The sequence below is a fragment of the Halostagnicola sp. A-GB9-2 genome (assembly GCF_030068615.1).
Taxonomy (GTDB): domain Archaea; phylum Halobacteriota; class Halobacteria; order Halobacteriales; family Natrialbaceae; genus Halostagnicola.
Map to the genome: position 1 here is coordinate 549,435 of NZ_JASJOC010000001.1, position 25,620 is coordinate 575,054.

General features: G+C 62.2%; 26 protein-coding genes. 9 read left to right on the plus strand and 17 right to left on the minus strand.

Translation table 11 applies throughout. The annotated features are described in order from the left end of the window. The first annotated feature begins 124 nt into the window (after positions 1-124). Both gatB and QNM96_RS02775 read left to right on the plus strand, forming a co-directional pair. Entirely contained in the window at positions 125-1,609 is a 1,485-nt protein-coding gene (gatB, locus tag QNM96_RS02770; protein ID WP_283834481.1) for an Asp-tRNA(Asn)/Glu-tRNA(Gln) amidotransferase subunit GatB, read from the plus strand. Positions 1,610-1,726: 117 nt separating this feature from the next. Further along, positions 1,727-2,707, plus strand: a complete 981-nt coding sequence (locus QNM96_RS02775; protein ID WP_283834482.1) for an MBL fold metallo-hydrolase — start codon at positions 1,727-1,729, stop codon at positions 2,705-2,707. A gap of 21 nt (positions 2,708-2,728) precedes the next feature. Here QNM96_RS02775 and QNM96_RS02780 read toward each other — a convergent pair whose 3' ends face one another. From QNM96_RS02780 to QNM96_RS02790, 3 genes are all read right to left on the minus strand, one after another. Then, entirely contained in the window at positions 2,729-5,200 is a 2,472-nt protein-coding gene (locus QNM96_RS02780) for a methyl-accepting chemotaxis protein (protein ID WP_283834483.1), read from the minus strand. Next, positions 5,197-6,456, minus strand: coding sequence for an ABC transporter substrate-binding protein (locus QNM96_RS02785; protein WP_283834484.1), 1,260 nt, complete (start codon positions 6,454-6,456; stop codon positions 5,197-5,199). Before QNM96_RS02785 ends, QNM96_RS02780 begins: the two co-directional genes overlap by 4 nt. A 287-nt stretch (positions 6,457-6,743) precedes the next feature. Beyond that, positions 6,744-7,538 carry an N-acyl homoserine lactonase family protein gene (locus QNM96_RS02790; RefSeq protein ID WP_283834485.1) on the minus strand — a complete coding sequence of 265 codons (795 nt, stop codon included), beginning with the start codon at positions 7,536-7,538 and terminating at the stop codon, positions 6,744-6,746. A gap of 132 nt (positions 7,539-7,670) precedes the next feature. Here QNM96_RS02790 and QNM96_RS02795 point away from each other — a divergent pair, with 132 nt between their 5' ends. From QNM96_RS02795 to QNM96_RS02805, 3 genes are all read left to right on the plus strand, one after another. After that, positions 7,671-7,805, plus strand: coding sequence for a transporter (locus QNM96_RS02795; RefSeq protein ID WP_283834486.1), 135 nt, complete (start codon positions 7,671-7,673; stop codon positions 7,803-7,805). 277 nt (positions 7,806-8,082) lie between these two features. Then, complete coding sequence (locus tag QNM96_RS02800; RefSeq protein ID WP_283834487.1) at positions 8,083-8,748, plus strand: hypothetical protein; 666 nt, start codon at positions 8,083-8,085, stop codon at positions 8,746-8,748. Positions 8,749-8,879: 131 nt separating this feature from the next. After that, positions 8,880-9,413, plus strand: a complete 534-nt coding sequence (locus QNM96_RS02805; protein ID WP_283834488.1) for a halocyanin domain-containing protein — start codon at positions 8,880-8,882, stop codon at positions 9,411-9,413. A 33-nt stretch (positions 9,414-9,446) separates the two neighbouring features. On the opposite strand, the gene QNM96_RS02810 is transcribed toward QNM96_RS02805, so the two are convergent. Together QNM96_RS02810 and artA are read right to left on the minus strand one after the other, a co-directional pair. Then, positions 9,447-10,148 (minus strand): metallophosphoesterase, encoded by a 702-nt coding sequence (locus QNM96_RS02810; RefSeq protein ID WP_283834489.1) that lies wholly within the window; start codon positions 10,146-10,148, stop codon positions 9,447-9,449. Then, positions 10,135-11,178 carry an archaeosortase A gene (gene artA / locus QNM96_RS02815; RefSeq protein WP_283834490.1) on the minus strand — a complete coding sequence of 348 codons (1,044 nt, stop codon included), beginning with the start codon at positions 11,176-11,178 and terminating at the stop codon, positions 10,135-10,137. Before artA ends, QNM96_RS02810 begins: the two co-directional genes overlap by 14 nt. 184 nt (positions 11,179-11,362) lie before the next feature. Here artA and QNM96_RS02820 point away from each other — a divergent pair, with 184 nt between their 5' ends. Further along, positions 11,363-12,145, plus strand: coding sequence for an SDR family oxidoreductase (locus tag QNM96_RS02820; protein WP_283834491.1), 783 nt, complete (start codon positions 11,363-11,365; stop codon positions 12,143-12,145). Between the two features lie 41 nt (positions 12,146-12,186). Here QNM96_RS02820 and QNM96_RS02825 read toward each other — a convergent pair whose 3' ends face one another. The 5 genes from QNM96_RS02825 to QNM96_RS02845 all read right to left on the minus strand — a co-directional run bounded on the left by QNM96_RS02825 (position 12,187) and on the right by QNM96_RS02845 (position 15,664). Further along, positions 12,187-12,687 (minus strand): gamma carbonic anhydrase family protein, encoded by a 501-nt coding sequence (locus QNM96_RS02825; RefSeq protein WP_283834492.1) that lies wholly within the window; start codon positions 12,685-12,687, stop codon positions 12,187-12,189. Positions 12,688-12,775: 88 nt separating this feature from the next. Continuing rightward, positions 12,776-13,048, minus strand: coding sequence for a DUF3006 domain-containing protein (locus QNM96_RS02830; protein WP_283834493.1), 273 nt, complete (start codon positions 13,046-13,048; stop codon positions 12,776-12,778). Beyond that, positions 13,048-14,043: a ComEC/Rec2 family competence protein gene (locus QNM96_RS02835; RefSeq protein ID WP_283834494.1), complete on the minus strand. Its 996-nt coding sequence runs from the start codon at positions 14,041-14,043 to the stop codon at positions 13,048-13,050. The genes QNM96_RS02830 and QNM96_RS02835 overlap by 1 nt, the downstream gene beginning before the upstream one ends. Before the next feature lie 290 nt (positions 14,044-14,333). After that, the gene (locus QNM96_RS02840) at positions 14,334-14,729 is read right to left on the minus strand and encodes an OsmC family protein (protein WP_283834495.1); all 396 of its coding nucleotides are present in this window, start codon (positions 14,727-14,729) and stop codon (positions 14,334-14,336) included. A 206-nt stretch (positions 14,730-14,935) separates the two neighbouring features. Continuing rightward, positions 14,936-15,664, minus strand: a complete 729-nt coding sequence (locus tag QNM96_RS02845; protein ID WP_283834496.1) for a metal-dependent hydrolase — start codon at positions 15,662-15,664, stop codon at positions 14,936-14,938. Positions 15,665-15,873: 209 nt separating this feature from the next. On the opposite strand from QNM96_RS02845, the gene QNM96_RS02850 reads away from it, so the two are divergent. From QNM96_RS02850 to QNM96_RS02860, 3 genes are all read left to right on the plus strand, one after another. Next, the gene (locus QNM96_RS02850) at positions 15,874-16,137 is read left to right on the plus strand and encodes a hypothetical protein (protein WP_283834497.1); all 264 of its coding nucleotides are present in this window, start codon (positions 15,874-15,876) and stop codon (positions 16,135-16,137) included. Positions 16,138-16,559: 422 nt separating this feature from the next. Beyond that, positions 16,560-18,770 (plus strand): OB-fold nucleic acid binding domain-containing protein, encoded by a 2,211-nt coding sequence (locus QNM96_RS02855; RefSeq protein ID WP_283834498.1) that lies wholly within the window; start codon positions 16,560-16,562, stop codon positions 18,768-18,770. A 77-nt stretch (positions 18,771-18,847) separates the two neighbouring features. Next, entirely contained in the window at positions 18,848-19,348 is a 501-nt protein-coding gene (locus QNM96_RS02860) for an SHOCT domain-containing protein (protein ID WP_283834499.1), read from the plus strand. A 152-nt stretch (positions 19,349-19,500) separates the two neighbouring features. Here QNM96_RS02860 and mnhG read toward each other — a convergent pair whose 3' ends face one another. Genes mnhG through mbhE form a run of 7 tightly spaced genes read right to left on the minus strand, consistent with a single transcriptional unit; the run spans position 19,501 to position 25,475 of the window. After that, positions 19,501-19,863 carry a monovalent cation/H(+) antiporter subunit G gene (mnhG, locus tag QNM96_RS02865; RefSeq protein WP_283834500.1) on the minus strand — a complete coding sequence of 121 codons (363 nt, stop codon included), beginning with the start codon at positions 19,861-19,863 and terminating at the stop codon, positions 19,501-19,503. Further along, entirely contained in the window at positions 19,860-20,159 is a 300-nt protein-coding gene (locus QNM96_RS02870; protein ID WP_283834501.1) for a monovalent cation/H+ antiporter complex subunit F, read from the minus strand. The genes mnhG and QNM96_RS02870 overlap by 4 nt, the downstream gene beginning before the upstream one ends. Further along, entirely contained in the window at positions 20,152-20,721 is a 570-nt protein-coding gene (locus QNM96_RS02875) for a Na+/H+ antiporter subunit E (protein ID WP_283834502.1), read from the minus strand. The genes QNM96_RS02870 and QNM96_RS02875 overlap by 8 nt, the downstream gene beginning before the upstream one ends. Continuing rightward, a complete protein-coding gene (locus tag QNM96_RS02880) occupies positions 20,718-22,310 on the minus strand; it encodes a proton-conducting transporter membrane subunit (protein WP_283834503.1) in 1,593 nt (530 codons plus the stop codon). The genes QNM96_RS02875 and QNM96_RS02880 overlap by 4 nt, the downstream gene beginning before the upstream one ends. Further along, positions 22,310-22,669: a sodium:proton antiporter gene (locus QNM96_RS02885; RefSeq protein ID WP_283834504.1), complete on the minus strand. Its 360-nt coding sequence runs from the start codon at positions 22,667-22,669 to the stop codon at positions 22,310-22,312. Before QNM96_RS02885 ends, QNM96_RS02880 begins: the two co-directional genes overlap by 1 nt. Beyond that, positions 22,666-23,130, minus strand: a complete 465-nt coding sequence (locus QNM96_RS02890; RefSeq protein ID WP_283834505.1) for an MnhB domain-containing protein — start codon at positions 23,128-23,130, stop codon at positions 22,666-22,668. Before QNM96_RS02890 ends, QNM96_RS02885 begins: the two co-directional genes overlap by 4 nt. Next, positions 23,127-25,475 carry a hydrogen gas-evolving membrane-bound hydrogenase subunit E gene (gene mbhE, locus QNM96_RS02895; protein ID WP_283834506.1) on the minus strand — a complete coding sequence of 783 codons (2,349 nt, stop codon included), beginning with the start codon at positions 25,473-25,475 and terminating at the stop codon, positions 23,127-23,129. The genes QNM96_RS02890 and mbhE overlap by 4 nt, the downstream gene beginning before the upstream one ends. Positions 25,476-25,620 lie beyond the last annotated feature (145 nt).

A 25,620-nucleotide genomic window follows, 5' to 3' on the forward strand; every position in this document is an offset into this window, starting at 1 on the left:
GCTACCATTCATACAGTCCCGATACGGGCTGGTCGTTCGTCCGATGTGCGATGGCGGAGACTGGCAAATGGCTGTCGTCCAGATCCCGTTACGCTTTACCCCCGTCGGGTCGAACCGGCATTCAATGACTGCCCAGACCGTCCAGCAGGGCGACCTCGTCACCGTCATCGGCCTCGAGGTCCACGTCCAACTGGAAACCGACACGAAGATCTTCTGTCGCTGTTCGACCGAGCAGACCGACGACCCCAACGAGAACGTCTGTCCGGTCTGTCTCGGCCTGCCCGGCGCGTTGCCAGTGTTGAACGAGGGAGCCGTCGAAGCGGCCGTCAAGATCGGTAAGGCCATCGACGCGGAGATCCCCGAGGAGACGCGCTTTCACCGGAAGAACTACTACTACCCCGACCTGCCGAAGAACTTCCAGATCACCCAGTACGACGAGCCGATCTGCCAGGAGGGGGAACTCGAGATTTCCGTCGAGGGCGAACGGCGAGATGTCCGTATCGAGCGGGCACACCTCGAGGAAGACCCCGGGAGCCTCCAGCACGTCGGCGGGAGCATCGACACCGCCGACTACACGCTCGTCGACTACAACCGGGCCGGCACACCGCTGATGGAGATCGTCACGGCACCCGACTTCCGGAGCGCTTCCGAAGTGCGGGCGTTCCTCGCCGAACTCGAGGAGGTCCTCGAGTACCTCGGCGTCTTCGACGCCGGTCGAGACGGGAGCCTGCGCATCGACGCCAACCTCTCGATTATCGAAGGAGAGGAGGCCGACGAAAACGGCGAGATCGGAATCGACGCACTCGAGGCCGCAAACCGCACGGAAGTCAAGAATATCTCGAGTCACAAAGGTGCCGAAAAGGCTCTGGCCTACGAGGAGACCCGGCAGAAAAACGCCATCAAGCGCGGCCGCGTGGTCGAACAGGAGACGCGCCACTGGGACGAGAGCCGTGGGATTACGGTCTCGATGCGCTCGAAAGAAGAGGAGAAAGATTATCGGTACTTCGAGGAAGCCGACCTGCCGCCGCTTCGGGTCTCCCACTGGAAGGACGAGATTTCGATTCCGGAGCTTCCGACCGCCCGACGCGAGCGGTTCCGGTCCGAATACGACCTGAACGAGGAGGCGGCATCGAAGCTCACATCGACCAAACAGGTCGCGGATTTCTACGAGACCATCGCCGACGAGTTCGATCCCGACCTCGCGGCGACGTGGGTTGCGGACAACCTGCTCGGCGAACTCAACTACCGCGACATGGAGATCACGGACATCGAGGACCGACTCGAGGAAGTCACCCGACTCGTCGAACTTGTCGCCGAAGACGAGATCACGGCGAAAAACGCGCGGGAAACGGTGCTTCGAGATATGCTCGACGACGAACAGGATCCGGATTCGATCGTCGAGGAGGCGGGACTCGGCAAGACCGACGACGACGAGGTGCAGTCGGCCGTCGTCGAGGCCATCGAGGAGAACCCTGACGCCGTCGAGGACTACGAGAGCGGCGATGACGGCGCGATCAACTTCCTCGTCGGACAGGTCATGCAAAAGACCGGCGGCAGCGCCGACCCCGGCGACGTCAATCAGCTGTTACGGGCCGAACTCGAGAAATAGCCGGGACGGAGCCGTCGAAGCGCGCTATTTTCACCGACCCCTCTCTCACTCCGAACTCGCGGAACCCCAGTTCCGCAATCGGGCCGGTTATTAGCCGGGACTGTGTGTCATTAACCCATGGACCGAATTACGCTGGGAAACAACGAGTTCGAAGGCCAAAACAACGCGTACGTGTTACACGAGGGGAACGAACTCGCGCTCGTCGATACCGGTATCGCAACGGTAGGTGTCAGAGAGGATCTTCGCGAGGGGCTCGCCGAATACGGCTACGAGTTCGCCGATATCGACGACATCGTACTCACTCACTTTCACACCGATCACGCCGGTCTCGCCGGTGAAATCCAGGCCGAGAGCGACGCGGCCGTCTACGCTCACGAAGCCGACGCGCCAATCATCGAGGGCGACGAGGAAACAATCGCCGCCCTCGACCAGCGTCGACGGGAGTACCTCGAGACGTGGGGCATTCCCGAGTCGAAACAGGAAGACCTCTTGAGCGTTGTCGAGGCGGTTACCGGATTGAACGACACCCACCCGACCGTGACGCCGATCGAGAACGGCGACGTCCTCGAGGTCGGCGGGTACACCCTCGAGACGGTTCACGCGCCCGGGCACGCGCTAGGGCTGTGTTGCTACGAGCTCACAGAGCGAAACGAAGCCTTCGTCGGCGACGTCATTTTGCCGGTCTACACGCCCAACGTCGGCGGGGCGGACGTTCGAGTTGATCAGCCGCTCGCGACGTACCTCGAGACGCTGGAGGCGATCGTCGACCGGGACTACGACCGCGTCTGGCCCGGTCATCGGGACCCGATCGATGAGCCGACGGATCGGGCGCTAACGATCATCGACCACCACCGCGACCGAACTGAGCGGGTCGTCGACGTTCTCTCCGAACACGGGCCCGCCGACCCCTGGACCGTCAGCGCGGAACTCTTCGGCGAACTCGAGGGTATTCACATCGTCCACGGCCCCGGTGAAGCCTTTGCACACCTCGACCACCTCGTTCACGAGGGTCTAGCCGAAGTTGACGACGGCGAGTATCAACTGATCGCGAGCGATATCGATCTCGAGTCGGTCGTTCCGTTGGCTGAGGTCCGGTAACCGACGGCACGGCGCGTGGAACTACTTCTCCGAATACCCGCCATCGGTCGCCGCGGATTCGCTCGAACGGGCGGACTGACCGCCGCGGGCATCCGCCACGTCCGTATCGAAGCGCTCGAGTGTATCCGAAAGCTCCCCAGCCTGCTGTGCGAGGCTGTTGACGTTCTCCGTGACGCCGGTGAGCGACGCCGTCTGTTCTTCGGCGGCCGCGGAGACGTTTCCGGCTTCCGCGGCGGATTCTTCGCTGCTCGTGGCGATTTCGTCGACGGCAGAGACCATCTGTTCGGTCGACGCGGATTGTTCTTCCGTCGCGGTGGAGATTTCCTGGACGCCGCCGTTCGTTTCCTCGGCGTAGTCGGCAATTTCGGTTAGCGATTCGACCGCCGGTTCGACGGCCTCGGTCCCCTGCTGGACTCGATCGCTCGTTTCCTCGACGACGCGGACGGATTCGTCGGTCCGCTCGCGGATCGTCTCGATTCGTGTCTCGATTTCGCCCGCAGTCTCTTTTGCGTCGGCCGAGAGACTCTTGATCTCTTGGGCGACCGTTCCGAACCCATCGGAGTTGCCGCCGTTACCTGCTCGAGCCGCTTCGATGCTGGCGTTTAGGGCCAACAGGTTGGTCTGATCGGCCACGTCCGAAATCGCCTCGACGAGTTCGTCGATCTGCTCGACTTCCGCCTCGAGCGATCGGATCGTGTCGACGGCCCGCTCCGCTTCGGTCTCGACCTCGTTCATCTCCGAAATCGCCTCTTCGGCGGCTTCTCGGCCGCGGTGGCTCGAGTCGACGGTTCGTTCCGCGACGGTTTCGACCTGCGTCGCCGTCGAGGCGATCTCTTCCGTGCTCGCGGAGAGTCCGGCCAGTTCCGATTCGAGCGTCTGGAGTTTTTCGCTCTGTCGCTCGGAGACATCGGAAATCTCCTGAATCGATTCGGCGACCTGTTCACTCGCGTGTTGGACCTCCCTGCTCGAGGCATTGACCTGCTCGCTCGCTGCCGTCACGTCGTTTGCGAACTGTTTGACGTCTGCGACCGCCCCTTCCATCTCCGCTAACATCTGGTTGAACTCACGGCCGATTTCAGCCATCTGTTCGTTGTCGATCTGCACGTCTGCGCGAACGGTGAGATCGCCCTCGGCCGCAGCCCGCATGGTCGTGCTGTACTGATCGGCCGCACGCTGGAGGTCGTCCATCACCGTTTGTACGTGCTCGCGTTCCGCTTCGGCTTCCTCCTGTGCGGCTTCGGCTTCCGCCTGCGCGGTCTCGGCCTCGGCTCTCGAGGCTTCGGCTTCGGTCTGAGCCTGCTCAGCTTCGGTGATCTGCGTCCGAAGCGTTTCGCGCATCTCGTCGAACGCCTGATACAGTTGACCGACTTCGTCGATCCGATCCGTCTGGAGATCCACCGAGAGATCTCCGTTTTCCATTCGCTCGGCACGGTTCCGGAGATCCTCCAGAGGCGTCACGGTCTGTCGGGCAAGGAAGTAACAGCCCAGCAACAACGAAATGACCCCCGCGCCGATGACGAAGAGGACGCTCCAGCCGACCGCATCGCTCGCGGCGAAGGCCTGTTCTTCCGGAACCGTCGTAACCGCAACCCAGTTGTTGTCCGCAGTTGCTGCATAGGCGGTAACCAGACCGTCGTCGCCGCGGTCGAACGCAGTCCCGTCACGAACCGTTCCAAGTTCTTCGATGATTTTCTCGTCGGGGTCACCGCCGAGTTCGTCGCTCGCGAGGACCGTCTCGCCGTCGGTAGTTACGATCATCGTCTCCTGATCTTCGTGAAGTTGCTGGAGCCCGTCCACGCGGTACTCGATCGTCCCGACGACGACGGCGATCCGCGCTTCGTCACCTTCGACCGGGCTCGCAAAGGACATCACCTGATCGTCGAGGGTCCCGGACTGATAGGCGGTCGGCGAGTGCCAGACATCGTTAGCCGCCGTCAGGTCGACGCCGGGCTCGATGTCAGTCCACGGCTCGTCGACGCTCGAGAGCGACTCATCCCGGAGTTCCCCGTTCGTACTCGTCAGGACTTCGTCCTCGTTGGTGTCGATAACGTGGACTTCTCTGACGTCGACGGGGAGCGTCGCCTGTTCCTGGATAACTTGCGCTTCGGCCGCTTCCGCTTCGGTACCCGCCAGCTCCGAGGACGAGGAGACGGATCGAGTCTGTGACTCCATCGAGATCATCCACTCGTTGATCGAATCGGCGTGCATGTCGACCGTCGCCGTGAGTTGTTCTTCGGCGTCGTTCTCGACGGTGTTTTCCGCGTCGACGTAACCGAGTCCGCCGACGACCGAGAGGACGACGACGATCAAGAGAATCGAGATGACGAACTTGGCTCGGAAACTTCCGCGAATCGCGGACGGCACGGCGCTCGAGAGTCGGCTCACGATCAAGCCGGCAGTTCCGGACGGTCCGTCGGAATCCGGAGTATCGCTCGAGCCGACCCCGGCTTCGTTCGACGGATCGACGGCGGTCGTCGGGTCGGTATCGGTCATTGGGCTCCCTCCCCCGGCGTCCGTTCGCCGAGAACGGAGATCCCGTCGGATTCGAATCTGAAGTACTCGTACTCGACGGAGCCGCCGTCGCCGTTTTCGTCGAACTCGATTTCGCCTGCCGCACCCCGATACCGGACCGGTTCACCCGCCGCGGCGAGTTCGATACCGTCAGCGAGTTCGCCCGGCAAGATCTCCGCCCCGTCGCCTTCGGTTACGTCAGCCATCCGCTCGGCGATCGCCGCACCGTCGTTCGCTCCTGCGGCGGCGTTCGCCAGCAGTATGGTCGCCGCGGCGTCGTAGCTATTCGCGGTGAACACGTCCGGGTCGACTCCGTACTCCTCACGATAGAGCGAGGTGAACGCGTCCTGGCCGGGACCGGTCGACATCGGCGCGGTTCCGAAGACGTTCGCCATCGGATCGGCGACCCCCTCGGAAACGGTGTCCTCCTGTAACGCGTCGCTAACGAAAACCGTCTCCTCGCCCTGGTGATCGGCGTAGTACTCCTCGAGCAGGGCGATCCCGCTTTCGGGATAGCAGATGAGAAAGAGAATGTCCGGATCGTCCGCCAGCGCCTCGCTCAATGGTTCCTCGTAGGACTCGCGCTCCCCGGCGAACGGGATCTGTCGCTGAATTTCGCCGTCGAACGACGCCGAAAAAGCTCCAGAGAGCTGGCGACCGTAATCGCCCGCCGTGTACAGGGTTGCTGCAGTCGTTGCGTCGTGTTCGGACGTTGCTAACTGCGCGGCGACGACGGCCTGCAACGAGTCGTCCGGAGCCGTCCGAAACGAGTAGCCTCGATCGTTGAGGATCGACATCGTCGGCGACGTACTTGCCGGCGAGCAGGAGACAACCTCCGCCGGAATCGTCGCCTGTTGTGTCATCTGTAACGAGATGTCGGACCCCGCCGCTCCGACGATGGCCGGATACCCCTCTTCGACCAGCGTCGCCGCGGCGTCAACCCCGGCCGTTGGGAGCGTTTCGGAGTCGGCCGTCTCGGTTTCGATATGCACGTCGAGATCCGACGCCTCGAGTTCAACTCTCGGAAGGTCGGTCGCGTTCGAAAGCGATTCGCCCATCGACTCGAGCCCTCCAGATAATGGAAGCACGACGCCGTATCGGAGCGTTCGATCGGAGAGAGGCAGTCGATCCTCGCTCTCACCGTCCGAAAAGGCGTTCGTGACACATCCACCGAGGGCGACCAGCCCACCACAAGTCGCCGCCGAGAGATACTGTCGCCTTCCCACACCGCCGTTCATCCGTCCGGTCCTCCAGCACCTGCGATATGGCTCGTACCCATCCTCCAGTACATACCCATTCGTTCCCTTTCGTCTGTTTCAATATTCTGGCCAAATATGGTGGAAGAAACCTTTTGCCACGGTATTAGGTCACGAAGAACGAGCGTTCAAATTCAAATTCGAGCGGGTTCGATCGCCGACAGCTCCGTCGGTGAAACGGTCGAGTTGCCCGCCCAAAAAACGGGTATCGAACACCGCGAAACGGGTTCGGACGATGAACAACCCGTCTCATAACAGCGCTTCTTCCCTCACAACTCCGTCCGAATCGTCTCGAGATCCCGCTCGTCGTGGCCACAAAGCACGATGGCGTCGCTCCGGCGTTGTTCGTCCTCGAGGAATCGTCGGCTCTCGACCCACGCCCGCTTGCTCCAGAGGAGGTCTCCGCCCATCGGGTGGCCCTCGTCGTAGTTCTCCCGCGTATAGGCTTGATCGCCCGCGAGGATCACGGTTCCAGCACCATCGAGATCGAGTCGAACGCCCAGCAACCCGGGCGTGTGGCCGGGAAGGTGAAGGAACTCGAGGTCGGTAAAGTGCTGCTCGCGATCGGCGTGGACGACGCGCCAGTTGAGGTCTCTGTCGAAGTCTGCGCCGATGTAGGCGTCGCTTCCCGCGTCCGTTTTCGCGCTGTAATAGGCGAACTTGAGCTCTCGCTTGTGGACGAAAATCGGCGTATCGGTCCCTTCGAAGGCGTAGAGCCCGCCCGCGTGGTCGAGGTGGAGGTGCGTCTGGATTACGTAGTCGATATCCGCGAGGGCAAATCCCGCCGTCTCGAGGTCCTCCTCGAGTGGGCAAATCCCGGTGTGTTCGAACGCCGCGTACAGTTCGGCGGGCCAGTGGCCCGAATCCGCCTCGGGATGGGAGCCCGTATCCCAGAGGATCGTTCCCTCCGGGTGTTCGATGACGAGGTTGTACACCGGCCCGTCGGCCATCACCGTTCCCGGGTTCGGATCCGCCGCCGAACCCACCGTGTGCCCTTCGAGAATGTTGTTGGCGTCGGTCGTTATCGTGCCGCGCTCGAGCAGGTGAACGTTCGCTTCGACCATACGTCGATAACGGAAGCCGGGGTGAAATACCTGCGGAGGACGTTTCATACAGAATAGAGGCCTTTTCGCGAGACGGCTCGGGGTTGCACGTGCCTGCCTCATCCATTTATATTGATCTCTTGAATTCCCAATGTGATCCAAATTTCCACGGTCGTGATCCTTCTTGGAGTCGTCTTTTTGCTCATCCCGATTCCGCCGATCGCGACGATTGCAGGAATCGTCACTATTCTCCTCGGACTCGTTCTCAGATTCGTCGCCGGGATCTGAAACGAAAGTGACTCGAGCGGACCCTAAAGCGAACGAGAACTCGAGTGACGGCGTCATTTCGATCAGCACTCCCGAGTTTGTGGTGTGGCTGGCGGCCAATTTTGGCATTCTTCGACGGATAATCAAGGCGGTTCATAGCAAGTTCGAATCACCGTTTCGTGCCGACTGTTTTGTCCGCGCAACCGAACACATGACTATTAACGCTCGAGCGGTAAGTAGCGGTAAGAGGTATTTCATCGAGTATGTCACGTAGATACGCGTTTCAAGGTGGTGAACAGTGAATCCGTCCAGAATTGATTTCCTGGTCGACCTCGCCTACGGTGTGATGATTTTCGTCTCGATCGTGCTCATCAACTTCGTCGGAACCGAGGTCGGTATCGCGTTCGGGCTTGGCGTGTTGATCTCCTACGTCATCCACGTCGTCTGGAAGATGGCTCGATTCGATCCGGAGTGGATGACCGCGGAGGTTACACAAAACGTCGAGGAAACGCTCACTCGAGAAGTCGACGAAGTCATTGACAAACTCGAGTCGGTGAACGAGCGCGTCGATAGACGACCACGAACGGAAGAAGTCGAGGAGACTGTCGATCAGAAGGTCGATGAGACGGTTGACGAGACGGTCGAAGAAACCGTCGAAGAGACCGTCGACGAGAAAGTCGACGAGACGGTAGACGAAACGGTCGAGGAGAAAGTCGAGAAAACGGTCGACGAGAAGGTCGTCGAGACTGTTGACGAAACGGTCGACGAGAAGGTCGTCGAGACGGTAGACGAAACGGTCGAAGAAAAGGTCGAAAAAACCGTCGATGAAAAGGTGGACGAAACTGTCGACGAGACGGTCGAAGAAACCGTCGAAGAAAAGGTCGAGGAGAAAGTCGAAGAGATAGCGACCGAGGACGAGCCGCTGGCTGGCGACGACGACTCGGAACCGGATTCGACAAACTGACTCGAGCAACCGATTCGAACGAATCGAGGGGTGATTCGACCGACGTTCGTTCAACTGACTGTTGCCAACTCGTGGACGAGTCGCAGTATGCAGGCCATATTGGTTTTACCGTCGTCGGCACAGAAGCGGGTATGTCAGAACTCGACCGGCGAACGATCGTCAAAGCGCTCGGAATGAGTATTCCGCTTGGCGGACTCGTGAGTTCGTCAGTCTTTGCACAGGAGGACGAGAACGGAACCCAAAGCGAGGACAACGACGACGGCGACGAGCCGGATTACGGCGACTGGTTCGACGACGTCGATAACTACGAGGAGACCGAAGACGAACTCGACGAAGACGAGGTGACCGTCGAAGTGGGGACAGGTGACGACGGCTTCAAGTTCGATCCCCCCGCGATCCGAATCTCCGAAGGGACGACGGTGGTCTGGGAGTGGACCGGTGACGGCGGCCAGCACGACGTCGTCCACGACCCCGAAGCAGAGGAAGACGAAGATATCGAAGACGCGAGCGACGCTGACGAACCCGAGTTCGAAAGCGAGCTTTCGGACGAGGAAGGCCACACGTTCGAACACGAGTTCGACGGGGCGGGAACGTACCTGTACGTCTGTACCCCACACCAGACTGTCGGCATGAAAGGCGCAGTCGTCGTCGACGAGTCCGAATGAATCTCTGGTAGCGGACATCTCCTCTCGTGGCGCTCAGAGGAGTCCTCGACACGCTTCGAGGGACGGAAACCAGAGCGTCTCCTCGCTCCCTTCGTCTCGAACCGCGGGATGAAAGCCGTCAGAGTCACGAACCAGCGGCGACTGGAAGTCCCGCCCGCCCATCCCGTTTACCGTCGCTCCGCGAGCGAGTCGGGTGAACGCCGGACAGACGAGCACGTCCGCTCCGTCGTACGCGCCGGGTCCGTAGAGAAAACACGGCAGTTTCCGTCCGTCGACCGAGAGCGCCGGGTGATCGTGGCCGACGATGTACCGTTCGGCCGTCGAACTCGGCTCCTCGTGACCGTGACAGACCACGGTCTTGCCGTCCTCGAGTCGATACTCCTCGCGAGCGGCTCCGTCGTAGACTCCCTCGAGCATCGTGTCGTGATTGCCGGGCGTGACGACGAGCGACGCGCCGAACGCGTCGATCAGCTCTCGCATCTCCTGGATAGCTGATTCGACGCCGCGTGGAACCCGATCGAACGAGTGCAAGAGATCGCCAGCGATCACGACTGTCGACGGCTCGTGTGTCTCGAGAAGCGCCTCGAGACGGGAGATGCTGTCGCCCGAATCATCGAGCGGCACCTCGACTCTCGAGGCGGCTCCTTTTCCCAGATGCAGATCGGCGGCGACGAGTGCGTCCGCCTGCGGGATGAAAACCGAACGCGAGGCGAGCGAAAACTCAGTCTCCACCATCGGTCGTCTTGTCCACGTTGACTGCCTCCTCGAGATCGTATTCGTTCCCCGAGAGGATAAAGAGTACCTCCTCTAAGGGCTCGAGGATCTCGGGGAGGATCTTGATGAGGAGGTAGGTGATCCCCAAGAGTGCGATCACCGATCCAACCTGGGAGATGTAGTTGTGGGCGACGAGGTAGGAGACGCGATTGGCCTCCGCACCCAGATAGGTCGTCATGATGTGGACGATCGTCTCCTGCTGGAACCAGCCCCACGGCGATGCGAGGCCGATGAAGACGTTCCGGACGAGGTTGAGGAACCAGATGACGCCGATCGCGATGGCGAACGCGACCGCTTTCCGTTTGAGCGGCGCTTTCACGGCGGCGATGAGACCGCCGAAGATGGCCATACTGCCGAGTCCGGTACAGGCCATGACGATGTAGGTCGTCCGACCCGTGACGGTTTCCTCGGAGTCGAAGTCGAACCGACTCTCGTACCCGTTGCTCCCTTCGACGATTCCCGGACTGTGACCGAGCAGTTCCATGCCGTAGTGGGTCTGGGCCGCGGTCGTCTCGATCAACCATGTGCGGACAAACGGGATCGTCTCTGCGGGCAGATAGATCAGCCCCATGATCGCAACCGCCTTCGAGAGCAACAGCAACGACTCTCGACCGCCGACGAGCAGATACGCCGTATACGCACACAGCGGGAGCGCAACGAGCGCGAGTATGCTCTGGAGTGGGCTCTGGATTTCATAATAGTAGTGTGGCGTCATTAACAGCCAGAAGAACCCGAACAACACCCACGCCGTCGCGGCGACGTGGCGAGCGGGGTCGATCGCGCCGCGCCACTGGAGGACGAAGGCCAGGACGAAAATCCCGATCGACGCCCATGCGAGCAGATCCACGAGTGCGATCGAGCCGATGATCGTCACCCGCGTCAATTCCGTAATTGCCGGAGTCATCGTCGCCGGGTTCGCGGCCTCGAGGCCGGCGCTCGAGTCGAACGCACCGGCCGCCGAAATACCAGTCGCCGCGGGGAGAGACGACATATTCACGTCGAAGTGACGGACTCTCGCGCTATCAACTTGACGAAAGGGGAGGCGTCGGGGCTCGGTTCTCCATTTCGGACCCGCTTGAGGTCCTCTCGATCGGCGGAGTCAATCGACTGGTCGGCAGATTCCGGGAGCGAAAGGCGACACGGTGATTTATGCCCGTTGTATGACAATGTCTGGTATGGTCCGTCCAACCTACGACTACGGCGATTCGACGGTCGTCATCACGGGAGCCAGTTCGGGAATCGGGCGCGAAATCGCCCGTCGGTTCGGTTCGTGTGGCGCGACCGTCCTCAACGGCGACCTCGAGCGCGACCCGAAGGACGCCGACATCCCGACGGACGAACTGCTCGAGGACGGCCCCGGAACCGGCGTCTACGTCGAGACCGACGTGACCGAACGCGAGTCGCTCGAGTCGCTCGTCGAGGCGGCCCGCGAGTACGGCGGCATCGACGTGATGATCAACAACGCCGGACTCCAGATCCCGAAATCGATGGCCGACGTGACTCCCGAGGAGTTCGATCGCATCCACGCCGTCAACTCAAAGGGCGCGTTTTTCGGCACGCAGATCGCCGCAGAAGAGATGCTCGAACGGGACGATCCCGGCGCGATCATCAACACGGCCTCGATCAGTTCGAATCACGCTCAGTTCGAACAGGTTCCATACGATTCGTCCAAAGGCTCGGTTCGAATGATTACTCGAGGAGCCGCCCTCGAGTACGCTGAGGACGGAATCAGGGTCAACGGCGTCGCGCCGGGCCAGATCGCGACCGAGTTCACCGACGGCTGGGCCGAACAGGCTCGAGAGAAGGTCGAAAACGACGAGTTGCTCAAACCGGTCCCGCTGGGTCGCGCCGGCACGCCCGAGGACGTTGCGGGAGCCTATCTCTTCCTCGCGAGCGACGACGCCGCCTACGTCGTGGGCGAACTGCTCCACGTCGACGGCGGCTGGCAGACCTGCTGACCGGTCTCGGCGATATAGTTAATCGACCGGAGCAATCCCACTCAGTCCAACCGCTCACTGGTTTCTGCGTGTTCTTTCGAGAGCGAGACGTACCGTTCGGCGGTCTCTGCGAGCCTCGAGCCCTCGATTTCGGTTTTGGGCTCGGCGGGGGCTCCCGCAACGAGCGTCGACGGCGAGACGTCAGTCCCTTCCGTCACGACGCTTCCCGCCGCCACGACGGCCTTCTCGCCGATGTGTGAACCGTCGAGAACAACCGCGTTCATCCCGACGAGCGCGCGTTCGGCGACCGTCGCGTTGTGGACGATCGCGCTATGTCCGATCGTCGAGTAGGGCTCGAGTTCGGCGTCTTCGTGGAGGACGGCGTTGTCCTGGACGTTCGCACCTTCGCCGACCACGATCGTCCCGTGATCGCCGCGCAGGGTCGTGTTCGGCCAGACGCTGGCGTCCGCTTCGATCACGACGTCGCCGATGACGACCGCGGCGTCGTCCACGTAGGCCGAGTCTGCGATCCGGGGCTCCGTCCCGTCGAACGAGCGTATCATACGTAGGGCTGTCTCGAGAACGGGCTTGAAACTGCCCATTCCTGTTGTGTCAGTTGCGGATTTCGGCAGGCGAATTCCGCCCGCCCTGCTACTCGTCCGAAAGTCGTTCGGAGAGGTCGTCGAATCGATTCTGGGCTTGCTCGCGGCGCTCCCGTTCGTCTTCGGCTTTGTAGGCTGTCTCGAGGATCGAATCCTCACTCACGTCGACTTCGAAGACAGCACCCTCGTGTCGGCCGTTGGCGGGAAGCTCCTCGATCGGAACAGTTCGTTCCTCGGTTACGGATCCGTCTTCCTCGAGCAGGAGCACCGCCGTTTTCCCGTCGACGATCCGGTCGAGGACGGCCGTGTATTTGGACGACATTAGCTGAGTGCAACACCTCCGGTGGTATCAATCGGGGTGTCTGCGTCTCGGATAACGTTTGCGGCGTCGTCCTCGTTACCAGCCTGGTCGTTCGATTTCTTCTCGAGCAGATCCTCGGGGTCGCTCGAGCCCTCGTGCTCGGTCGAAACGGCGCTCGATTCGCCGTCGGTCGTCACGACCACGTCGCCATGGACGGCGGTCCAGTAGGTTTCGATATCGCGCTCGCCGAACTCCTCGAGCACCTCGTCGTTCGGGTGGTCGTACTGTGACTCTGCCGCGCTCGAGATGACCGCGATTTCGGGTGTCGACGCGTCGAGTTTCGGAGCGGTCGAAGAGGTCGACGAACCGTGGTGACCCGCCTGATAGACGTCGCTCTCGAGGTGGTCACCCCACTCTTCGGCCATTCGCTCTTCGGCGTCTTCCTCGGCATCGCCCGTCGTGAGATACGAGAACTCGCCGAATTCGATCGAGAGAGCGACGCTGTTGTAGTGGAGGTCGGCCCCCGAGTCTCCCTCGGGCGGGTTCAGGACCGAGGCCTCGAGCCCCTCGTCATCGACCGGGAGCTCGTCCCCTTCCGCGACCTCGAACAGTTGCACATCGTGTTCCTCGATCGCGTCAAGGTAGTTGTCGTAGGTCTGGCTCGTGTGCGCGACGCCGGAATCGTAGGCCGCACCGACGCCGTCGCCCTCGTCCTCGAAGTGTTCGATAACCGCCGCGTGGCCGCCGATGTGGTCGGCGTGGCCGTGGGTCGCAACCAGATGATCGACGCGATAGACGCCGCGGTCCTCGAGATACTCGATAACGTCGGATCCGTCGCTCTGCCAGTCGCCGGTATCGATCAGGATCGTCTCGTCGTCGGGCGTGATCAGGAGCGTGGCGTCAGCTTGACCGACATCGATGTGATGCAGTTCGAGCTCTCCGTCGACATCGGCCGTCGACGGCGAGATTTCGTCGTCCGTTCCCGGAATGCTGGTACAGCCGGCGAGGACGAGCATCGTCGCCACGGCCAGTACGAGTAAGACACGCTTCGAAGCCAACGTGCGTCTTGATGGGACTAGATGTCTCGGAGAGGCCACACGCCCGGAAGGCAATAGATGGCTCAGCGCACTCATAAAGTGAAAAGGTAGCGTGCAAGTAAGGTCGTTGGGGAAACCAGTTCAGGCCTCGAGGTCTGCAATCGAGTACTGGTATCGATCGATCGATCGGTGGGTTCGATCGGCCAGTGGTTCGATCGGCCAGTGGGTCTCAATTAATCGGTTCTGCAGCGTCTCTAAGGCTCAGTCGACTAGAATGCGCCGCCCTCGAGGCTCTTGTCGGCGTGCAACTCGCTTTTCAGCGCGTCGTGGACCTTGCAGAGTTCGTCCGCGCGCTCGAGGACGTTCTCGGCGGTTTCGTCGTCGACGTCGGCTTCGACCTGGATGTCGAACTCGATCGACTCGAGTTTGTCGTCGTCGTTTTGCTCGCCGCTGACGTCGATTTCGATCCGTCCCATGTCGTCGACGCCACGTTGTTCTCCGCCGACGCGGAGCGCGGGGACGTAACATGAACCATACGCGGCCAGCAGGGCCTCGAGCGTGTCGGGAGCGTCCTCGCCCGTCGCGTCGATGGTCGTCTCGAAGTCCCGGGTTTCGTTCGTCGCGCTGAATCCTTCCTCGGACGTCGTGGTTACTGTTTTGGACATCTCATTGGGACGGTCAACAGCCGAGCGTGTAAACGTTGCCCTCAGTAGAGAGGAGATACCCTGCTCGCGAAAACGCCGAACTTCGGCCGCGTCGGACCCGACTCACTGTCGCACTGGGAGCGGTTCGTCGCCCGAGAGGCGGCGCTCGAGAACGGGTTGTCGGTCGAGAACGGGTTGTACGACTGGTCTGGCGGACGACCGAACTGTCACCCGCTCAGTTCGAACGGCTCGTCGGCCTCGAGCGCGTGAACCTCGGCGTCGCTTCCGGTCGCCGCCACTTCGCTCGCGAACTCCTCGGGATCCTGTTCGATCGGCGGGAACGTGTCGTAGTGCTGTGGGAACGCGTGATCGACGTCGAGCCAGTCAACCGCGATGGCGGCCTGCCACGGCCCCATTGTGAAGTGGTCCCCGATCGGGACGGCGACGGCGTCGGGCTCTAAGTGCGGGCCGATCACGTCGCGCATCTCGCTCATGAGTCCGGTATCGCCGGTGTGGTAGAACGTCGTCGACTCCTCGTCGCTGACTTGCGTCGGCTTCGTATCGGAGATGATGAAGCCGCCGGGCATTCCGACGTCGTACTCGTAGTCGGTCATCACGCCGTTCGTGTGGTCCGCTCGGTGCATCGTCACGTAGGCGTCACCGCATTCGACGGTTCCCCCGATATTCATCCCCATGCCGCCGACGGCGTCCTCGTACCCGAATTCGTCCTCGGCGTAGGACACTAACTCTGGGGTCGCCACGAGCGTCGCGTCCGAGAACGCTCCCGCGTGGGCGATGTGGTCTGCGTGCCCGTGTGTCAACAGGACGTAATCCGGCGTCTCGATGTCGGACGGCTCGAGGCCGGTCTTCGGATTGTCGAAAAACGGGTCGATTAACAGCTCCGTCTCCCCAACGGTGACGTGCCACGTCGAGTGACCGTGCCAGGTGACTTCCATAGCGTTCGGGCTATTGTCTGACGATAACTTAAGTTTGGAGGAGAGCGGAGCTGTCATAGGGTCGTTCGTATCTATTTCAGCCAGCCTGAGCAGAGAACGAGGTTCGGGGGACGAAACCGGCGACGGAGTATCTACGCCGGGAGAGAATTACGAACGACCCTCTCAATCCGTATGCGTGTCGTTTTTTATCCGGCGCTCGTAGCACGACCATGCTCACGCTGAATCTCGAGGAGTTCATGGTAGAGTTGAACGAGGGATCGATCAAGAACGTCGGCGCGGCCAACAAGTCCGCGACCGTCAAACTGTTCGAAGTCGAGTCCGCCGAAGCCCGAGAGTTCGGCGACAAACGCGTCAAGCTCGTCCTCGAGGACGACGACGGAAACGAGGTGCAGGTGTCGCTGTTTCCCGAACAGATTCGAGAGATCGTCAGCGACGTCGAGGAACTCGAGGAGAACTCGCCGGTCTTCGAGTGAGACGGTCTGCTGTAACGATTTACCGGTGGTGAGTCGAACCGTGTGAGACGAGCCTCGGTGGAGGAGCGAAGCGAGTCAACCGTTGCAACCGCGATCGGCCTGCGGTTGCACCGGCAATGACTTACAGCAGTCCGTATGGGTCGCTCGGGAAGCTGTCTTGTCGAGCGGCTGTCGTCGAAACGCGAACGATAACCGCTCGTCTTTTCCGAAAAATCAGATGTCGATACTGTCGTCAATTGCCGACCGTCTAGTCCAGCCATCCGTTTGAAGCGCCGATACGAAGGGACGGCATCGAAATCGGATATTCGGCTTAGAGGCGCCTAAACACCCACATTCTGGATATACTCGTGGAAATCGCTTCGACGACTCCCGCGGACGCATTTCGACAACAGTTTTAGGCCGAACCTGCTTGTTGCGAGTAGATGGGTAACTGTATCATCTGCGGCAAGCCCGTAGACGGCTTGGTCTGTGAGGCCCACGAGGAGGACGTCGCCTTCGAGTTCGAAGGCACCTCCGCCTCACAGCTCTCGCCCGGTCGGTTTTACCGGGGTACCGTCGACGGGTACGCTGACTTCGGCGTCTTCGTCGATGTCGGCGATCACGTCACCGGACTGTTGCACAGAAGCGAACTCGACCAGCGACTCGAGAGTCTCGACTGGGAGCCAGGAGACAGCGTCTACGTTCAGGTTCTCGACGTCAGAGACAACGGAAACATCGACCTCGGCTGGTCGATCAGACAGCAAGACCGCGATTTCCGCGGCAAACTGATCGAAACCGCCGACGACGAACTCCTCCCTGAGGAGTTCGAGGACGGGAGCTCGGACGAACCCGAAACGGACGAATCTTCGACCGACGAGTCAACGGAGACGACTTCGGTCGACGACCCAACGGAGACGACGGCGTCGCCGTCCGAAACGGGTTCCGAACCCGTCACGAACGGGACCGGCTCGACGGCAACCGAAAGCGGATCGTCCGAGACGACGAGCCCGACCGAAACGGCCGCCACCACCGAAAGCGCCGGCGCGGTCGAGTCGGTTGCAGAATCAACCGAAGAAGCTGAAGACGTCGAAGAAGCCGAGGAAGCCGATGGCGACTCCGACTTCGAGTTCGGAACCGAACCGTCGCTGAACCGAACGACGGTCGATGCCATCGAGTCACAGGTCGCCAGTATCGTCCGACTCGAGGGCGAGATCACCGGCATCCGGCAGACCTCCGGCCCGACCGTCTTCGAACTCAGCGACGAAACGGGGACCGTCGAGTGTGCCGCGTTCGAGGAGGCAGGCGTCCGCGCCTACCCCGACGTCGAACTCGACGACGTCGTCGCCCTCGAGGGTGAGGTCGAGCGCCACCACGGCGACCTACAGGTCGAGACCGAGGCGCTCGAAGTGCTCACGGACGAGGAGCGAGAGAGCATTCTCGAGCGACTCGAAGAAGCGATCGAACAGGAAGCGCGTCCGCCGGCGCTCGAACTGTTCGACGATCACGAGGCGGTCTCGGCCGTCGAGGACGAACTCTTCGAGGCCGCAACGGAGATCCGCCGCGCGGTGATGGAATCGCGACCGATCGTCGTTCGTCACCAGGCGACCGCTGACGGCTACATCGCCGGTGCCGCGATCGAACGCGCCGTCCTGCCGCTGATCCGCGAGAAACACACCCGCGACGACGCGGTCTATCATTACTTCGAGCGACGGCCGCTCGAGGGTCGCGTCTACGACATGGACGCGGCGACCGACGACGTCACCTCGATGCTCGAGGCTCGCGAGCGACACGGCGAACAGCTGCCGCTCGTCGTCCTCGTCGACGCCGGTTCGACCGCCGAATCGGCCGACGGCTACGACCTCCTCTCGCTGTACGACACCGAGTCGGTCGTCATCGACGACAGTCGCGCCGACGAGGAGATTACTGAGTCGGTTTCGCTGGCAGTCGCACCGTCGCTTGCCGACGCCGATGTCTCCGATCTCACTTCGACGGCGCTCAGCGTAAACGTCGCTGCCGCCGTTAACGACGACGTTCGAGACGACCTCGGGCACCTTCCGGCAGTGAGCTACTGGGAGGACGCTCCCGAATCGTACCTCGAACTCGCAACCGAAGCGGGTTACGACGAGGAGACCCTCGCCGAACGCCGCGAAGCCGTCGCGCTCGAGGCGTTCTACCAGTCCTACAAGGACAAACGCGAACTCGTGATCGACCTGCTGTTCGACGACGACGGGGACCTCGCGGCCCACGTCTCCGAACAGTTCCGCGACAAACTCGAGACCGAACTCGAGGCCGCTTCGGAGAACTGCTCCGCTCGCGGCATCGACGGCGTGACCCTGTCGATTCTGGACACCGGCTCGTTCACTCACCGGTACAACTTCCCGACGACGAAGCTGCTGTTGGACGCGCTCCACCGGCGCGAACAATCGCGAGCCGATCCGCCGTTCGTCACGCTCGGCGTCGGCGACGACGAACTGCACGTCCGCTCGACCGAAACGCTTGACGTCCGCGAACTCGGCAACGAAATCGCCGAGCGCGTTCCCGACGCGGGCGTCTCGGTCGTCGGCGGACGCGACGGCCACATCGAATACCTCTCGGGCGAACGCGACGCCGTCAAAGAGGCTACAGTCGAGACACTCGGCGAAACCCTCGCCTAACCTCGGATCACTCGTCCTGCCGTTCGATCGACAAATCGGAAGAAACATCTTTCGTCGTCGCCCGAGAACTATCATCCATGAGTGACGATCCGGCGACTCGAGTCCGTGAGAACATCACGGAGATCACTTCGATGATCGTCACTGGCCTGTGGCTCGGGTTGATGTTTGCGGGGATCGGCGGCAACCTCTGGCTCGCGGTCCTATTAGTCGGGTACATCGTCGTCGTCCCGCTGGTCGCACTGTTGTTCGGCGACGAAGCGGACAAGGCGGAATGGTGGGACGACTGGTGGGGAGACGAATCCTGGGAGGAGTGGTGGAGCGGTGAAACGGACTCGAACGATGGAACACCGACTCAGCAGGGATCCCAGAGTGGTCGAGAGACCAGCACAGGCCAGGACAACCGCGAAGCCCTCGAAACGCTCCGTTCTCGGTATGCCGCCGGCGAGCTGACCGACGCGCAGTTCGAACGAAAACTCGAGCGGCTGCTCGAGACGGAGACGCTGGAGGACGTCGAGCAGTGGCGTGGATCCGAAGGCGACGCTCGAGATCGAGATCGCGACCTCGAGTACGAGACGTAGCGGTGGATCAGTGAAACCGGAGACGGACCAGTCGGAATTCGTTCGCGGGCCCGGATCGAAACGCGACCTCGATCGTTCCTCGAATGGTTCAGCGAGTAGCCAGTTCGTCAGTCGCCACAGCGTGTGTCCGTCAGTCCGTCGCACGCGACTCGCTACTCGTCGGTCTCTTCTCCCGTCTCGTCGGTCCGTCTCGCCTGCGAGGATTCGGCGGGCCAGGTCACGCCCTCGAGGAACGGAACGCCGATTCGTTGTGCCGAGCGGGCGATCATGTGTGCGCCCGTCGGCACGGTCATGAAGAGAAAGACGATTCCGATGAGCGACGTGAGTCCCTCACTTCCCGGTCCGAAAGAGACGAAGCCCGCGAGAAAGATCGCGGCGGTCCCGAGCGTCGTGGGCTTGCTCGTGGCGTGCATCCGGTTGTACACGTTCGGCAGCCGAAGCAGGCCGATCGTTCCGACCGTCAGGAAAAACGAGCCGACGAGGACCAGCGCGATCACGATCGCTTCGCGGATCACTCGATCACCTCTCCTTCGGTGACGAACTTCGCGACTGAGACGGTCGCGATGAACCCGATGATGGCGAGGACGAGACTCACCGTCACGAACAGTCCGCGCCCGGTCAGGAGTGCAAACAGGACGGCGATAGCAACCACGTTGGTGGCGATCGTGTCGAGCGCAACCACGCGATCCGGCACAGTAGGTCCTCGGATAACTCGATAGCTACAGAGTACGCACAGTCCGCTAACGAGGATCAGTGCGCCTGCTACCGTCATTTCGAGGAGCACCGGCGCACCCATCGTCGGATCACTCATTTCCGGTTCCTCCGTCGACGATGATTTCCGGTGCCGGATCGTCCGGCGATCGTTTCTCGGTGAACATCTCGAGTGCGTACGTTTCCCAGGTTCGTATCGGCTCGACGACCGACTCGAGGTCGCGGCCGTCGATCACGTGGACGTAGAGCGCATTGGTCTCCGGATCGTGATCCAGCGTCACCGTCCCCGGGGTGATCGTGATGCTGTTCGCGATGATCGTCACCGCGATGTCCGATCGAACGCGGAGCGGAATCAAGATTACTTCCGGTTCGATCCGGGGATCGGGAGCGAGGACGCGATAGGCGACGTCGAAGTTCGCTCGGATGAGTTCGGCGACGAACGTCGCGGCGTAGCGCCCGGCGTAGGGGGCCGCGTAGACTCCCTGCTGAAGGTCGATCCGTTTGACGTACAGCCGCCGGAAGACGAACGCGACGGGAAGTCCGACGACGAGTCCGAAGAGGAACTGGCCGACGAGCGCCGCCGGCGCGAGTTCGACGCCGCGGATGAACACCCACAGCGCGGCGAAGACGAGGCTGGCGACGGGCCACGTTCGAACGTTCACGGCTGCTCACCCCCGTTGACTGCTTGCGGGTCGACGGCCTCGACGTAGGACTCGGTATCGAGCGCGGCCGTCGCGGCGGCATCGGCGAACCGGTAGACGGATTCGAATTCGACGCCGACCGCGAGTATCGCCGCGGCGAGTCCAACGAGGATGGCTACCTGTATCGGATCCACGGCGGCGTCCTCGACTGCCGGCGTCCGCACCCCCCAGAATCCGCGGTTCCACGCTCGGCTCGTGTAGGCGATGGTCAGCAGCGACCCCACGAGCAACAGCGCGAGGACCGAGGCCGCGCCCGCCCGGACCGCGGTATCGAACACGAGTAACTTTCCGAAAAAGCCCGATAGCGGCGGAATACCGACGAGCGCGAGCGTCCCGACGAAAACGGCACTCGAGAGCGCGGGCGAACGACCGGCCAGCCCGCCCAGTTCGTCGAGGTCGGTCGTCCCGGTCGCGCTCTCGATCGTGCCGGCCGCCAGAAAGAGCAGTCCCTTCGCGATCGTGTGGTTGAGCGCGTACACCAGCGCCGCGAGGATCCCGACCCGTCGCAACGTCGGGCTCGAGGTGGTCGCGGCGATCGCGACCGGGATCGCGATGAATCCGACCTGTCCGATGCTCGAGTACGCGAGGACGCCCTCGACGGAGTCGCGACCGACCGCGCCGAGGCCGCCCACGAGGATACTTCCGGCGGCCATGACGAACAGAATGGGGCCGACGAACGCGAGGGGGGAAGAGCCCGAAACCCACGGAAGCGAGACCGGAACCTGTGCGCCGGCGAACACCGTAAACGAGAGGCGGATGATCGCGTAGATGCCGACCTTCTTCGAAGCTCCGGCCAGGAGGGCCGTAATCGGCGGCGGTGCAGCGCGGTAGGCGGTCGGAATCCAGAACTGGAACGGAACGAGTCCCGCTTTGATCGCGAAGACGGAGAGCAACAGCGCAAGGAGTCCGACGACCGGCGCGGGATCGATCCCGGCGGCCGCCGGATCCGCCAGCCGCTGGGCGATGTCGGCCATGTTGAGCGTTCCGGTCGTCGCGTAGATGCCGCCCACCGCGAGCAAGAAGACGGCGCTGGCGACGAGATTCAACGCGACGTACCAGAACGCCGCGCGAGTATGTTGGGGGCCGCCGTAGTATGCGACGAAGACGTAACTGGCCATCAACATCACTTCGAACCAGACGAACAGATTGAACAGGTCCCCGGCGAGAAACGCGCCGGTGACGCCGAGCAACAGGAAATGGGAGAGCGGATAGTAGAAGGTCCGACGATCGTACTTGGGAAGGTACCTCGCGGAGAACACCAGCGACGCCGGTCCGATCGTCGCGACCATCGACAGCATGAACACCGAAAGGCCGTCGGCCACGAGCGTAATGCCGAACGGTGCCGGCCAGTCTCCGACCTGATACGTCGCGATACCGGGAGCGGCGGGAGCGATAACGACGTACCAGGCGAGCGCGGCGACCGCGACCGCGTACCCGACGGCCCCGGAGAGACTCACGGCCAGTCGAACGCGGGGCTGACGGCGAAAGAGTAGCGTTCCGACCGCCGCGACGAGAACGACGAGCATCGGCGTGATGACGAGTCCGTCCATCAGTCCTGATCACCTAGTTCGGAGAGATCCAGCGTGTCGTGTTCCTCGTACACCCGATAACTCAGGACGAGCGCGAACGCGGTCATCCCGAACGAGATGACGATAGCGGTCAGAACGAGCGCCTGAACCAGCGGGTCGGCGGTCTGTGCATGGGACGCCTCCTCGCCGTGACCGGCGAGAATCGGAACCGCCTCGAACGATGCCGGGGCGATTTCCCCCATCGCGAGTAGGTACACGTTCGCGGCCTGTCCGATAATGGCCAACCCCCAGACGACCCGGATCAGATCGCGACGGAGAAGGAGAAACGTTCCCAGCGCGAACAGCGAACCAACCACGGCGGCGAGCACGACCGCCGTCATTCTGCACCCACCACCGAGAGGATCGTCAACAGGCCGCCGACGACAACGCAGTAGACGCCGAAGTCGAACGCGAGCGCGCTGGCGAGCTCGAGGTGGCCGTACAACGGAACGTTCTCGAACTCGACGTAGGTCTGGGAGAGAAACGGGAGATCGAACAGGAGCGGGACCAGCCCGCTCGCGACGGAGATCGCCAGACCAAAGCTGAACACCCGACGGTAGGCGATGACAACGCGATCTCTCGAGGGGGTTTTTCCCGGTTCGATGTCGCGACCGAGGACGCCGCGCTCGAGGAAGTCGAGTCCGAACGCGATATAGAGGAGCGCAAACGCGGTCGTCGTGAGGACGCCCGCGATGAAGCCACCGCCAGGAAGGTTGTGGCCCTCGACGAACAGCGAGAGTGCGACGACGAGGATAATCGGGACGACCGCGCGAGCCGTCGTCCGCATGATGACTGTCGTCATTCAGCGTCACCTCCGGAGCGCATGACGAGCAGCGTGATCACCGAAATTGCGGCGATAGCGACGACGACGAGTTCTCCCAATGTGTCGAAGCTTCGGAAGTCGACAAGAACGACGTTGACGATATTCGTTCCCCCGCCTTCCGGAACGGCTCGTTCGGTGTAGTAGCGCGCGACGTCGCTGGTTCCCTCGGAGCGAGCGGAAGTGGTGACGATGACCGTCAGAAAGGCGGTCACGCCGATACCGATCGAGAGGACGGCATCCCGAGCGACCTTTCCAAGACCGACCTCGTAGTACTCGGGAATCTCCTCGAGGATGAGCAGGAAGACGAGGAGGATGAGCGTCTCGACGACGAGCTGGGTTAACGCGAGGTCGGGCGCGCTGGCGAGAATATAGAAGATTGCGATCATGAATCCGAGGATCGAGAGCGTGAGGATGCCCGCGACGTGAGAAGGAGAGAGCACCACTGCGACGCCGGCGACGACCGCGACGAGCAAGACGAGCCCTATTTCGGGCGACGCCTCGATCCCGACGGTCGCGCCGACGACGGCTCGAGTCGCGACGAAGCCGGAGATCGTGAGCACGCAAGTGGTGGCGAGCGTCCACGTCGCGTACGTCCGGAGCAGGCCGTTGTGAACGGTCGACGCGAGCCTCGATCCCGTTTCGGTGAGGCCGTCGACCGCGACGTCGTACCACCAGTTCGCACCGATCGGTGGAACGGCCACCGGAATCGAACGGATTCCCCCGTGAATGCGTCCGAAAGAGAAGTAGGAGACAGCGCCCAGACCGATCGCGATCGCGCTCATTTCGACGGCCGGCGAGTACGCCCTCGGGAGACCGACGTGCATCGAATGCGGATCCGTAACCGTCACGTCGACCGCCGACTGGACTATCGCGCGCACGGCGAGATCCGGATAGACGCTCACGACGGCCGTAAGCGCCGCGAGGAGCGCGGGAGGAGCGAGCAACAGTATCGGCGGCCGGTGGACGCGTCCGAGCCCGTCGGGTCGCCGTCCGAAAAAGAGAGCGAGAAAGCGGAGCGAGTAGAGGACGGTAAACACGCTACCGATCGTCGCGACGGCGGGGTAGATCCAGCCGAGCGTCCCCAGTCCGTAGGCCGCCTCGACCGTCGCTTCGAAGAGGAGTTCCTTCGAGTAAAAGCCACTAAAGGGCGGGATACCGGCCATACTGAGCCCGGCGATCGCGGTGACGGCCGCAGTTACTGGAAGATCGCGGCGAAGACCGCCGAGTTCGTCGAGCCGCCGGGTTCCGGCCTCGTGCGCGACGATCCCTGCGACGAGAAACAGCGCCGCCTTGAACAGGGCGTGATTGAAGAGGTGGAAGACGCCCGCCTCCGCGCCGACGACCGACGTAAACCCGAAGCCGGCGACCATCAACCCGAGGTGACTCGCCGTCGAGTAGGCGAGTAACTCCTTGATATCCCTCGAGGCGACCGCGAGTGCGGCGCACACGGTCATCGTGGCGAGTCCGACCGTCGCAAATAGGAACAGCCACTCGGTACTCGTCAGCAGCGGTCGAAGCCGTCCGATCAGGTAGACGCCCACTTTCACCATCGTCGCGGAGTGGAGGAACGCCGAGACCGGCGTCGGAGCGGCCATCGCGTTCGGCAGCCAGAAGTGGAGCGGAATCTGGGCCGACTTCGCCCCTGCGCCGACGGCGATCAGGGCCAACGTCGGAACGAAGAGATTGCGCTCGCGCAGTCCCGCCTGGACCGCCTCGGGTTCGGCGAGAATTGCCGCGAGATCGAACGCGGAGCCGTCGAGGACGTTCCCGGCGACCAACGCGAGCAACAGCAGTCCCACGAGCAAGAACAACCCGCCGCCGACGGTGACGAACATCGCCATTCGAGCGGCGTACTGTGAGGATCGATCGGCGGTGTGAAAGCCGATCAGGACGAACGAGCAGACGCTCGTCAGCTCCCAGAACAGGAAGAGCGCGATCAGATCTGCCGCGAGCGCGACGCCGATGATCGAGCCCATAAACGCGAGCAACGCCGCATAGTACCGCGCGAGTCCCGACTCGCCGTGCATGTAGACAGGCGAGTACGCGAACACGAGAACGCCGATGCCGCTCGCGAGCAAGGCGAACAGCAGCGCCCAGGCGTCGACGGTGAACCGGAGCGCGATCTCGAGCGACGGAATCCACGAGAGCGCGACCGTTCCGTCGGAGCCGTACTGGGACGCGAGCAGTCCGAAACACGCGAACGCGACCGCCGCTCCGACGTACCCCGTTCGTTCGCCGAAGAGACGAAACAGTAGCGGCGTGAGTCCTGCGGCGACGAATGGTAACGCGACCGCGATAATTACCACCGTCAGGTCCGGTGACATTAGCTAAGGTATTTTCCTCGGGTCGGTCCTTAAACAGTCACCCTGCGGAATTCGAATGGACCGAGTACGTGCTACGAGCGGGGTGCATCCCGGAGAGTCTACCTGTCTGTCGAGTTTCACACAGTACGCGCGATCGGAGGGTCCG